This is a genomic window from Thermoanaerobacter sp. RKWS2, assembly GCF_026240795.1.
Taxonomy (GTDB): domain Bacteria; phylum Bacillota; class Thermoanaerobacteria; order Thermoanaerobacterales; family Thermoanaerobacteraceae; genus Thermoanaerobacter; species Thermoanaerobacter ethanolicus.
On sequence record NZ_CP110888.1, the window covers coordinates 1,879,701 to 1,892,500 of the forward strand.

Sequence of the window (12,800 nt, forward strand, 5' to 3'; positions counted from 1 at the left end):
CTTGCAGTGTAGTGCAAAGGTCTTATTTTAACTAGAACCTATAATATTATTCACTCAAATATCTTAAGTCTAATTAATGATTTTATGCATTTAAACATTCTAATAACTGCAAAATTGCATTAAAATTTATAATTGCATAGATTCGTATTTCTTTAATTTTCTTATTATTGTAGATTGATCTACTCCTAATACTTCCGCTGCCTTATAACTGCTTCCACACTCTTCTATAGCTTGTTTTATAAGTTGATACTCTACAAGAGCACTTGCCTCTTTTAATGGCATCAATCTGGAAACATGCACTCCAAAAGAGTGATTTGTTTCTTCTTGGTTAAGTAATTCCCCAGGTAAATCTTTTTTTGTTATCTGATCATTTTCAGAAATTATCACAATTCTTTCTATAACATTTTCTAATTCACGAACATTACCTGGCCAGGGATACTTCATAAATACTTCCATTACTTCATTAGTTAGTTGTTTAGAATGACCGTATTTCTCATTATACATATTAAGAAAATGATAAGCCAATATAGGTATATCTTGAACCCTCTCTCTTAATGGAGGTATAGTAACAGGAACCACATTCAATCTATAGTATAAATCTTGTCTAAATTTTCCTTCTTTGACCAATTCTTTTAAGTCTTTATTTGAAGCAGCAATTATTCGCACATCTACTTTAATAGGTTTTATACCACCTACTCTAATAAACTCTTTTTCCTGTAAAACTCTTAACAATTTTACTTGCAACGATAAAGGCAGTTCACTAATCTCATCTAATAATAAAGTTCCCTTATCTGCAACTTCAATAAGCCCCGGTTTACCTTCGCTTTTCGCTCCTGTAAATGCCCCTTTCTCATAACCAAACAGCTCTGCTTCTAAAAGATTCTCAGGTATTGCTCCACAGTTTATTTTTATGAATGGTCCACCACTTCTGCTGATATTATGAATGTATTTTGCTAAAACTTCCTTTCCTACACCTGTTTCTCCATAAATAAGAATAGTAGATTCTGTAGGTGCAACTTTATTTACTAAGTCTACTAATTTTTCCATTTGTTTGCTTCTGTAAATAAGCTCGGAATTCTTAAGATGTGCAATTCTAAGTGAAGATAATTCCTCTTCATATTTCTGAAGTAACTCTTTTGTTTGTTTTAACTCAGCTTTTAGTTTTTCTTCGTCTGTAATGTCTTTTGATATACTAACAATTCTCTTAATGTTATTATCTTTATCAAAAAATGGTGTAGCTGTAACTAATAATTTTCTGCCGGTCTTTGTTTTTTGAATTACAGTAACTTTCTTTTTTTCTTCAATAGCAATCTTTGTAGCCGAGGGAAAGTACATACCATTTTTTTCGAGGTCACTCACATTTTTACCTATGAGATCTTCCGGTTTTAAGCCATATATTTTCTCAGCAGAAGAGCTAATTCTCACTTTTAAACCGGATCCGTCTGTAATGCAGGCCAAATCATCTGAACAAGCCATAAAGGCATCAAGATCAGTTTTAACAAGGTCAAATTCAGCTTTAAGAGATTTCAAATTTTCTAATAAGAAAAAGATTATCTCTCTATATCCAACAACACCCTTTATTTCATTGTAATTACCAATCACCAGAAAAACTTCTCCGTTATAAGTTTCGAAATCAATATTTTCATTTTCCTTAATTATCGAAAATGACATTATAGCCTGGCCCTCAGCTATCTCGCCATTTTCCAATATTGGAATTATTCTTTTGGGTAAGTGATCATTATTTTCATTATTTAAGGTAATTATATAATTATATTTTTTGAAATCAACATTTATGTTTTTATCTAACTCTCTTTCTTCAATCAGCATTATTTTTCTGTTAATAAATCGTGTAATCTTTTCCTTCATACACAATCACACCTTTTGTAATTCTAATTTGTAAAACAATAAAGATATTCTTATTTAATAAATATTTTTCTCTTCATGATTTTATGTTTTAATTCTTTAGGTATTTGTCATTTATAACCTATTATAAAGTAAGAGTTTTTTATTATCCTATTGCATTCATTTTTTCTTAACAGAGAAACTTTTAAAAAGCGAACAAAGAAAGTAATATTATAATTAAGAAAAATATTTACAAATTATGTAATGTAATGGAACACCTCTTATCGTTAGTGAAGTATTATCCTTCAGAAGAGTGTCAAATAGTTCTTAGGAAAGTTACAGTAACAGCACCGAATATTCCATACATAAATCCTTGTAGAGGAAATTACAGATGCACACTTGAGACGGTAAGAATGTAGAACAAGTTTTTCTATAGTAAATCAAAATATCGTAAAACGGTTTCAAAATCAATACTCGCTTACAAATAATTGGCTTTCAATATAAAACAAATATATTTTGTTTTTATCCTTTTTATTAAGCGTATTCACTTTTTATTATATACCATAATAACAAAAATTAAAAGCCCTTCCTTCCAGAAGGACTTTTAATTTTTGTCCCACGAAGCCGTAAGGCTATGTTTTCATACCCGCTCTCGCAGGTGGGTACCCTGTCATCAGCTTCTGAAGTCCTGTCTTAGCAGGCATTTCTTCCACTGATGAACCCGGATTCCCGAAAAAGGTACGTTGGTTGAAAACAAATTAGCCTAATACAAACTTCACAGGATTCATTTGGTTTTTCGTTTACAATTATAGTTTACGACAAATCTTACTAAATTGCAAGTGTAAAATATAGAAAATACAAGCTTTATACAAAAAAATAAAGAATGATATAATATTGAGTGGAGGGAATTTCTATGGAACCAGCAATAAAATGCAATATATGTCCAAGAAACTGCAATGTAGACAGGTCAAAATCAAAAGGACTTTGTAACATGCCTTGGCAGGTAAAAGTATCAAAAGCCTATTTGCATCATTGGGAAGAGCCTTTTATAAGTGGAACAAGAGGCTCTGGAACAGTTTTTTCAGTGGTTGTAACCTAAAGTGTGTCTTTTGTCAAAATTACGAAATAAGTCAATACCAATTTGGTAAATTTCTAACAGTAGAAGAATTAGCACAAGTATTTTTAAATTTACAAAAGCAAGGTGCCCATAACATAAACCTTGTTACTCCTACAATCCATGTCTTCTCAATAAAAGAGGCGATTTTATTAGCAAAAAGGCAAGGGCTTCAAATACCTATAGTATATAATACAAACGCCTATGAAAATGTAGAAACTTTAAAAATGTTGGAGGGATTAATTGACATATATCTCCCCGACCTCAAATATTACAATGACGCTCTTGCAAAAAAATATTCCAAAGCTCCTAATTATTTTGAACACGCAACAAAAGCCATATTAGAAATGTATAGGCAGGTTGGAATACCTCAATTTGACGAAGAAGGAATATTAAAAAGAGGTTTAGTGATAAGACATCTCATAATGCCGGGATTTGTAGAGGACACTAAAAAATTCTTTTGTGGATTAAAGAAAACCTCCCAAAAGAAATATATGTAAGCTTAATGAGTCAATATACCCCTTATTATCAAGCTCAAAAGTATCCAGAAATAAATAGAAAAATCACTCCTCAAGAATATGATGAAGCTATAGATTTTTTCTTTGAGATAGGCCTTGAAAATGGCTTAATTCAAGAAATAGAAAGCGCCAGTGAAGATTTCATCCCTGATTTTGATTTAGAAGGATTAGAATAATTTTAGTAAATGTTGTATATCTTGTGGCAAAGGCGAATAAACAGAAATGCTTTTTTCTTCTAAAGGGTGTACAAAAGTAAGCCTGTAAGCATGCAATGCTTGCCTTTTAATATAATCATCAGAAGAGCCGTACAATGTATCTCCTACAATAGGATGTCCAATATGGCTCAAATGTACTCTTATTTGATGAGTTCTTCCTGTTTCAATTTTTACCTTTAAAAGAGAAAACCTTTCACTGCTTTTTATCACTTTGTAATTGGTTATAGCTCTATCTCCTTCCTCGGATACCATTCTTTCAATGCCACTTTGTGGTTTTCTCGATATAGGAAGGTCAATTCGACCTTCCCCTTCCATTTTTCCTTCTACTACTGCAAAATAAAGTTTACTCATAGGCTTTACAATTTGAAGATAATACTGCATAAAAGGACGTTTGGCAAATACAACCAGACCCGACGTACCCTTATCTAAGCGATTAACAGGTCGAATCAAAGCCTTTATTCCTTTATCTTTAAAATACCACGCTACCCCATTTGCAAGAGTACCACTTTGATATCTTTTTGTTGGATGCACAACTACTCCAGCTGGTTTATCAACTATTAAAACATCCTCGTCCTCATAATATATATCCAAACCCATTTTTTCCGGGGCAATATCAGAATCTACCTCGGGAAGGATTAAATCAATCACATCCCCTGGTTGTAAAATTCTTTGTACATTTTCTTTTACGCCATTTACTAATATTTCTCCTTGCCACTTATAAATTCTAATAAGTCTTTTAGAAAAACCTTTGTTCCTCAAAAAATTTTCTAATATAACGCCTTTTTCATTTTCTCCAACGATTAATCTCATTTTCCCACCATTTTCTAATTTATTTTAATGCAAAAAATTTATGTGGTATAATCAATTTATAAATAAAATACAGCGGTTGGTGATTTTATGAAACAAATAATTGTAGGAGTAGGCGGTATTGTCATAAAAGATAATAAAGTTTTATTGGTAAGGCATACTTACGGCCAATTTAAAGGCAAATGGATAATACCCAGCGGCCATGTGGAGACCGGTGAAAATATAGACGATGCAGTTTTAAGAGAAATAAAAGAAGAAACTTCAATAGAAACCCGTGTAAAAAATATCATTTCTATAAGAAGTATAATACTTCCCGATGGCAATTCGGAAATATACATTGTTTTTTTGTTAGATTATGTTTCAGGAACTCCTACTTCTGACGGAATAGAAAATGACGCCGCAGCTTTTTTTAACATAGATAAAGTCATAAATGATGAAAATGTAGTCTATCTTTCTCGCTATTTAATTAAAAAGGTATTGACACACACTTATAATAAATTGTCCCTTGACCCCTTTTATCCTTTTGGCAATTTTAATTATAAGCTATTTTGTTGAAATATATTCGTACTTATCTTTATTTTTAAAAGCCTCATCAAGCACTTCTGTATCATAATAGACTGCACCACATTTTTGACAAACATATGCCGGCACATCTTTAATTATTATAGTCCTTTTCCCCCTTACCAACTTATATTCTACATTTTGTATCTCTATTTTGCCACCACAAAAGCACTTTTCCATTAGTTTCACTCCTTGTCACGTCGATTTCAAGTTGATAAGGACTTTTTTCTATTATATCATAAATTTCGACATAAATCCCTTAAATTTTAGCCAAAAATTTTGTACCACTTGAAAAAATATTTGAATAATGTTAGAATTTTATTGTAAATGTTAATTTTAAACTTTATAAGATATTTTTGCAATTTTAAACACATTAAAATGCAAATTAGCTTTTATAAAATTAAAAGGAGGCATATTAAATGTACGGTCTTGAAAAATTAAATATAATCAATGTTAAAAACGTTTACCGTAATTTTCCCGTCCCTAAATTAGTTGAAGAAGCTATAAAAAGAGGAGAAGGAGTACTTGCAAATAATGGTGCTTTTAATGTTTATACCGGTAAATACACAGGTCGTTCTCCAAATGATAAATTTATTGTGGATGAACCAGAAGTTCATGAAGATATATGGTGGGAAAATAATAAAGCTATTTCTATGGATAAATTTGAAAGGTTGTACAACCGTTTAACTGCTTATTTACAAAATCGAGACATTTTTATATTTGACGGTTTTGTAGGTGCTGACCTTCAATATAGAATTCCTATAAGAGTTATAACAGAATATGCGTATCAGAGTTTACTGGCACGCCAATTGTTCATTCGCCCTAATGAAGAAGAACTTAGAAATCACATCCCCGAATACACGCTAATTGCTGCACCAAAGTTCAACTCTATACCTGAATTAGACAATGTAAATTCTGAAGCTTTTATTATATTAAGTTTCACTAAAAAACTAATTATAATCGGTGGCTCTCAGTATGGAGGGGAAATCAAAAAGTCAATCTTTACCCTCATGAACTATCTAATGCCAAAACGAGGCGTGTTATCAATGCATTGCTCTGCCAATATTGGCAAAGATGGAGATACCGCCCTCTTTTTCGGCTTGTCAGGAACGGGAAAAACTACCCTCTCTGCAGACCCTCAGAGGTTTTTAATTGGAGACGATGAACACGGATGGTCAGACAAAGGCATTTTCAACTTTGAAGGAGGATGTTATGCTAAATGCATAAATCTTTCAAAAGAAAAAGAGCCTCAAATTTGGAATGCTATAAAGTTTGGCACCGTACTTGAAAACGTTGTATATGATGAAAATACAAGAGAGCTCGACTATAGCAGTGATAAAATTACAGAAAACACAAGGGCAGCCTATTCTATTGACTTTATACCTGGTGCCATCCCGAGTGGAATGGGAGGGCATCCAAAAGCAATTATATTTTTAACAGCAGACGCTTTTGGGGTTTTGCCACCGATTGCTAAACTTACAAAAGAGCAAGCTATGTATTATTTTTTATCCGGTTACACCAGCAAATTAGCGGGCACAGAGAGAGGTATCACAGAGCCACAAGCTACTTTTTCTACTTGTTTTGGAGCACCCTTTTTACCTTTAAAACCAATGATTTATGCAAAAATGTTAGGAGAAAAAATTGAAAAACACAATGCAAAAGTTTATTTGGTAAACACTGGATGGTCTGGTGGACCTTATGGGATTGGAAACCGCATCAACTTGGCTTATACAAGAGCTATGGTGACAGCTGCATTAAATGGTTCACTGGATGACGTAGAATTTGTAAAAGACCCCATATTTAATTTAAATATACCAACTTCCTGTCCAGGAGTACCTTCAGAAATTTTGAATCCAAAAAATACATGGACTGACAAAGAAGCATATGAAAAAGCAGCAAAAAATTTAGCACTTAGATTTGCAGAAAACTTTAAAAAATACAAAGATGTAACTGAAGAAATTAAAAAATCAGGCCCAAATGTTTAAAAATCGAGTAGGAGCTGAATAATTATTTTATTCAGCGTCCTCTCACACCACCGTACGTACCGTTCGGTATACGGCGGTTCATTAGGAATTGTGTACAATTAGATATCTTTGGGATAAACTCTTATAACCTATGCTTTCAAAGTATTTATTTGTAAGAGTCTTATTTAGGATTGGGCTATTGGATATTCTCCAGTAGCCTTTCCTTGTATTGGCGTATTCCCAGGCTTTTTGTTCTTCTACTCCTAGTTTTACTAAGTTATCATGCTTCGTTTTTATCTTCTTCCATTGTTTCCATATACATGCCCTTAGTCTTCGCCTTATCCATTCGTCAAGGGTTTTCATTATGCTTTTCGCGTCTGCTAATCCAAAATAGTTGACCCATCCTGTTGTTATTTGATTTAGTCTTTTTATTCTGTTTTCCATGCTTATTCCCTTGTTCCGATTGGTTATTTCTCTTACTTTTTCCTTAAACCTTTTGATGGATTTTTCATGGATTCTTATTCTTACTTCGTTTTCTTTTGTATAGAATGAAAATCCAAGAAATTTTCTTCTCCATGGTCTATCTACAGCACTTTTTGCTTCGTTGACTTTTAGTTTTAATTTGCTTTCTATGAATTTCTTTATGCTCTTCATTACTCTGTTTCCTGCAGACCTGCTTCTTACATATATGTTGCAGTCATCTGCATATCGGCAGAATTTATGCCCTCGTTTCTCAAGTTCTTTGTCTAGTTCGTCCAACATTATGTTTGCTAATAGGGGACTTAATGGCCCTCCTTGGGGTGTCCCTTCTTCTGTTGATACTTTGATTCCGTTTATCATTACTCCTGATTCTAGGTATCTTCGTATTAACTTTAGTACCCTTTTATCTCCTATCCGCTTTTCTAGTTTGGACATTATTATGTCGTGGTTTACTCTGTCAAAGAACTTTTCTAAGTCCATATCTACAACCCATGTGTATCCTTCATTTATGTATGCTTCTGCGGCTTTTATTGCGTCTTTTGCACTGCGTCCTGGTCTGAATCCATAACTGCTATCAGAAAATGTATGGTTGTAGACTTTATTTAGTATTTGGGCTATTGCTTGTTGTATTAGTCTGTCTAGTACTGTAGGTATTCCTAGTAGTCTTTTTCCTCCATCAGGTTTGGGAATTTCTACTCTTCGCACTGGTTGTGGTTTGTATTTCCCCTCCAGCAGTTGTTGTTTTATGGTTGCCCAGTTTTCTTTGAGATACGGTAGAAGTTCATCTACTCCCATCCCATCGACTCCATGGCTTCCTTTATTTGCAACAACGCTTGTATGCTGCTTCCATGTTCCCTCGTTCTACTATCATTTCAAGCATCTTGCCGGTATATCTTTGTACCTCGTTTCTTCCCTCTTCCGACGCCGATGATATACTATGCACTTCCGTTGTCTTTTGAAATTCCATTTCTCTATTCAACGGATAGCCTCTTTGTTGAGTTGTCTGCAGTCTCTGCATATCTTTCGAGTCCATAAGATTTCCAAAACCTCCTAACGTTCGGTCCTTCCTTATCTATTCATGTCTAGATAAGTACTATGACCTCTGCTGACTTCTCAAGGTTCAGCCATACATCACTGCATGGGTTGTCACTTCAGATTTTACTCCCATGACTTATCCTTGAGACCTCCCCGGGTAAGAACGATAACTTTCATCTCATATATCTGCCAGATTTACTGTATGGGATTCGGGTAGTGTTGGACTTCGTTTTGTTACGCAAACTCATCCATCCCAATTCAGCCTCTTATCTGGTTCTTGTTCATCAGACCGAGATTTTGCCTTAAGCTTCCTTCAGATTCCACCTCACGATGGACACCCTTGCTCTTGGCTAGTGGTTCCCACTACCAAGCCCACAGCGGACTTTCACCGCCTAGTTATCGCCCATGCCGGGCGCACGCATAAAGTCTCCTTGCAGTGCGTACTGCTAGGAGACTTTTATAATTTGTAGCCATTATAATATATCTTTCATATTATAAAGTAGAAGTCAACCTAAAAAAGGAGGTAAGTTTATGTCTGACAAACACAAACACCATGAAAACCAATGGATTTGGATTATAATCATCATTTTGATAATTTTGTTATTTGTACCTGGCATCATCATATGGGAAGAACCTAAAAACGCTGTTTAATAAAAAGGGGCAACTGCCCCTTTTTATTAAACAGCTCAAAATTATTTTCCTTTCTTTTTTAAGTTGGTGATTTGCTCTAATCTCTTTTGTATGTCCTTCTCAAAACCAGAATCCGTCGGTACATAGTATTTCCTGTCTTTAAGATTATCCGGTAGACATTGCATATCTGTTACTTTCTCTTCAAAGTCGTGTGCATACTTATACCCTTTGCCATATCCTAATTCTTTCATAAGCTTTGTAGGAGCATTTCTTAAATGCATAGGCACACTTTCAGCAATTGTCTCTTCTGCATCTTTTTTAGCTTTATTATATGCCACGTATACCGCATTAGATTTAGGAGCTAACGCTAAATATATTGCCACCTGTGCCAGATTTACACTACATTCAGGCATTCCAATATAATGGCAAGCATTATATGCTGCAACAGCCATTTCAAGAGCTTGAGGATCTGCAAGCCCAATATCTTCAGAGGCAAAGCGTATCATCCTTCTTGCGACATAGAGAGGGTCTTCTCCCGCTTCTAACATCCTTGCAAGCCAATACACTGCCGCATCCCAATCGCTATTTCTTAAAGATTTGTGAAAAGCTGATATTAAATTATAGTGCTCCTCTCCCTCTTTATCATACAGTAAAGTCTTTTTTTGCATTGCATCTGCTAATATATCATCTGTAACAATTCTTTTCCCTTCAATTACCTCTGCTGCCATAACTGCAATCTCCAATGTATTTAAAGCAACTCTCGCATCTCCATTTGCAAAAAGTGCAATCTTCTTAAGCTGATCTCCGCTAATTTCTATATCATACATTCCAAGACCTCTTTCTTTATCCCTTAAAGCTCTTTTAAGTAGTACAAGTAAATCTTCTTCTGTAAGAGGTTTCATGACAAAAACTTTAGAACGAGACAAAAGCGCTGAATTTACCTCAAAAGAAGGATTTTCTGTAGTTGCACCAATTAATATTATGTTTCCTTTTTCCACATGAGGCAAAAAAGCATCCTGCTGAGCTTTATTAAAGCGATGAATTTCATCAATAAATACAACAGTTCTAGTTCCATACATAGCATCCAATTCAGCTTTTGCCATTATCTCCTTTATCTCTTTGATTCCTGATAAAACAGCACTAAAGGTGATAAATTTAGAATTTGTCATATTGGCTATAATCATAGCAAGGGTAGTTTTACCTACCCCTGGCGGCCCCCACAAAATCATTGAAGTAATATTGTCCTTTTCAATCAATTCCCTAAGTAATTTCCCTTTACCTAAAAGATGTTCTTGACCTACAAACTCATCTAAAGTTTTGGGTCTCATCCTGTCGGCCAAAGGTTTATTTTTTTTCACTTCATTATCAAATATAGATGCTTGTTTGTATTCCATATTTTCTCACCATCTAAGTTTTATTTTTGTACTTTTTCTTTCTTTTTTCTTTTAGTCGGAACTTTATAGTAACTTTTACAAAGTCCTCTTCTAAAAATTCTGCAATAGCAAGGTCCTTTGTCACAAATTTTACCACAGCAAAGGCATGACTCCCAAATCTATCGTAAATTCGCCCTGCACTATAACAACCTCTTGGAACAGTTCCAACACTATTAGCTACATATCCTACTTGTCCTAATGGGGCAAGGGTAACAGATATTGCTTCATCATCATAGTCATTGTACAAATCCTTTTCTAATCTTACAATCGTGCCTGGTTTCAAAACTTTTGTGCCGTAATAATATTGACATCCAGTTATTGCAATATAAATAGATTTCACCTCATACACTCCCAACTTGATTTTAATTAAAATTATATTTTATTTTACCATTTTGGCCTTTAAAACAATATTCATATCATTCTTTCTTTTATATAAAAGCACAGCAAAGTTGAGCATCCACAGTAAAAGTAAATAACTTTCAACACTACTCAAAAACAACAGCCCACCTAGAATACCAAAACCTACAAGGTCTAATACAGCATCTATTTCAGGTATAGAAGGCTTTCCTCTATTATACCGCCTCTCACCTAATTTTAAAATACCTAAAATGACAGCATAGGTCAAAGAAGCTTTAAAACGAGTAATGGCACTCCACACTCCAAAAGTAGTGGCTAATGCTTTGCCCCCTTTAAATTTTAAAAAGGGTGAAAAAGCGTGGCCTAAAATAGGAGCTATTGCCACAATTGCAATAGCATTTCCTGTAACATACCCTTTTTCAAGAAAATACACCAGCGGAAAATAGCCCTTCATAAAATCAAAAGTAGCGCCAACGACTCCCATTTTAAAGCCTGCTGCATGACCTAAGTTGAAAGCTCCGGGATTTCCATCCCTCACTTCTTCTAATCTTTTTCCCAGCATAAGCCCCATCCAATATGAAAACATCAATGAACCACAGCCAAACTCCAATATACTGAGCAGAATAATCATACATTATTCCTTCTTTCTACACTTATTTCCCTACCCTTCCATAAAACTTTTTTCTTAAATGCCACCTGATAAAAGGAATGTAAAGTTACTAGTATAAAAAAGGCTGTCGAAATAAAATGAAAAATAGGAATAAATATACCAAATCTTCCTGTATACTTTGTAAAATATAGTATTTGCAGAGTATAAAAAAGATAGCCAATTTCGTAAAAAATAGCAATAGGCGAATGAGAAAAAACCAAAAAAGGAGTTATAAATCCCACTAATACAAGTCCTAAAAGCCATAAAACTATCAAGAAAATCGTTCCAAAACTTAAAGTATTTGCACTCAAAATTGCTCCTTTGCTAAATCCCTGTATTTCGCTCATAATACCATAAGGGTACATCCTAAAAGAGACAAGGTCATATCCAATAAAATTTTTAATGTTAATTTTGGCATCTGAGAACTTTTTACCTAAATTAAGGTCATCTAATAGCTCTCCCTTTACACTATAGTGCCCTTTAACTTTCTCATAATTCTCCCTATCCACTACTATACATGATCCATATAAGCCTTTTGGACTTTTTCTTTCAAAAGGAGAAGTAAAAGCAAATATCCCTAAAATATTAGTTATAAGAGCAAGCCTTTCATAAAACTTATCTGTGTAATGATAAGGAATTACAGATATTGCTCCCCCAACTTTCACCTGTTCCTTAAGAAGAGACTCTACTGCAAAAGGAGATAGTCTCACATCTGCATCAAGGAAAATAAGTACATCTCCACTAGACTCCAAAAAGCCATTCCACAAAGCCCAATTTTTCCCTGTCCATCCTTTGGGTAATTCCCTATTTTTTATCACTTTAGCTCCAAAAGTTTTAGCTATTTCGCTTGTAGAATCCTCAGAAAAATCATCAACTACAATTATTTCATAAGGCTTATAAGTTTGTTTTTGTAGACTATCGAGAAGATATGGTAAATTTTTTTCTTCATTTCTAGCAGGAATAATTACAGAAACCCTTACATTACCAGTATAATGTTGAACACCATTTTTAATAATAACTCGTGAAAATAATATAAAACCACTAATAACTCCTATAATTGATAAAATCAAAACAGTCATACAAGACCCTCTTTTATTTTAATTTTAGGAATTTTTTAAAAACACTTTTTTAGTCTTTTCATCTACTTCCAATACTTTTCATCTCCTTCTAATAAATGAATAAATACTTCTTATAC

At 33.9% G+C, this 12,800-nt stretch carries 9 protein-coding genes, 1 other RNA gene and 2 pseudogenes; 3 read left to right on the forward strand and 9 right to left on the reverse strand.

Going from position 1 to position 12,800, the window contains the following annotated elements; all coding sequences use genetic code 11:
- Nucleotides 1–126: 126 nt before the first annotated feature.
- The gene (locus OEI98_RS10015) at nt 127–1,866 is read right to left on the reverse strand and encodes a sigma-54 interaction domain-containing protein (RefSeq protein ID WP_003870767.1); all 1,740 of its coding nucleotides are present in this window, start codon (nt 1,864–1,866) and stop codon (nt 127–129) included.
- A gap of 585 nt (nt 1,867–2,451) precedes the next feature.
- A non-coding RNA gene (ssrS, locus tag OEI98_RS10020) (6S RNA) lies at nt 2,452–2,629 on the reverse strand.
- A 126-nt stretch (nt 2,630–2,755) separates the two neighbouring features.
- Between ssrS and OEI98_RS10025 the strand changes: the two are divergent.
- A pseudogene (locus OEI98_RS10025) lies at nt 2,756–3,650 on the forward strand (radical SAM protein).
- On the opposite strand, the gene OEI98_RS10030 reads toward OEI98_RS10025, so the two are convergent.
- The gene (locus tag OEI98_RS10030) at nt 3,642–4,499 is read right to left on the reverse strand and encodes an RluA family pseudouridine synthase (protein WP_003870765.1); all 858 of its coding nucleotides are present in this window, start codon (nt 4,497–4,499) and stop codon (nt 3,642–3,644) included. The pseudogene OEI98_RS10025 and the gene OEI98_RS10030 overlap by 9 nt on opposite strands.
- An 87-nt stretch (nt 4,500–4,586) precedes the next feature.
- On the opposite strand from OEI98_RS10030, the gene OEI98_RS10035 reads away from it, so the two are divergent.
- On the forward strand, nt 4,587–5,051 hold the full coding sequence (locus OEI98_RS10035; RefSeq protein WP_004400102.1) for an NUDIX hydrolase: 465 nt from the start codon (nt 4,587–4,589) through the stop codon (nt 5,049–5,051).
- On the opposite strand, the gene OEI98_RS10040 is transcribed toward OEI98_RS10035, so the two are convergent.
- Nucleotides 5,040–5,237 carry a YgiT-type zinc finger protein gene (locus OEI98_RS10040; protein WP_003868657.1) on the reverse strand — a complete coding sequence of 66 codons (198 nt, stop codon included), beginning with the start codon at nt 5,235–5,237 and terminating at the stop codon, nt 5,040–5,042. The genes OEI98_RS10035 and OEI98_RS10040 overlap by 12 nt on opposite strands.
- A 239-nt stretch (nt 5,238–5,476) precedes the next feature.
- On the opposite strand from OEI98_RS10040, the gene pckA reads away from it, so the two are divergent.
- Entirely contained in the window at nt 5,477–7,042 is a 1,566-nt protein-coding gene (gene pckA, locus OEI98_RS10045) for a phosphoenolpyruvate carboxykinase (ATP) (protein ID WP_003870948.1), read from the forward strand.
- An 81-nt stretch (nt 7,043–7,123) separates the two neighbouring features.
- On the opposite strand, the pseudogene ltrA reads toward pckA, so the two are convergent.
- From ltrA to OEI98_RS10070, 5 genes and pseudogenes are all read right to left on the reverse strand, one after another.
- Nucleotides 7,124–8,534, reverse strand: a pseudogene (gene ltrA / locus OEI98_RS10050) (group II intron reverse transcriptase/maturase).
- 694 nt (nt 8,535–9,228) lie between these two features.
- Entirely contained in the window at nt 9,229–10,560 is a 1,332-nt protein-coding gene (locus tag OEI98_RS10055; RefSeq protein WP_003870946.1) for a replication-associated recombination protein A, read from the reverse strand.
- Nucleotides 10,561–10,573: 13 nt separating this feature from the next.
- Nucleotides 10,574–10,939: an HIRAN domain-containing protein gene (locus OEI98_RS10060; protein ID WP_003868556.1), complete on the reverse strand. Its 366-nt coding sequence runs from the start codon at nt 10,937–10,939 to the stop codon at nt 10,574–10,576.
- 39 nt (nt 10,940–10,978) lie between these two features.
- Entirely contained in the window at nt 10,979–11,587 is a 609-nt protein-coding gene (locus tag OEI98_RS10065; RefSeq protein WP_003868555.1) for a glycerol-3-phosphate acyltransferase, read from the reverse strand.
- Complete coding sequence (locus OEI98_RS10070) at nt 11,584–12,684, reverse strand: glycosyltransferase (protein WP_003868554.1); 1,101 nt, start codon at nt 12,682–12,684, stop codon at nt 11,584–11,586. The genes OEI98_RS10065 and OEI98_RS10070 overlap by 4 nt, the downstream gene beginning before the upstream one ends.
- Nucleotides 12,685–12,800 lie beyond the last annotated feature (116 nt).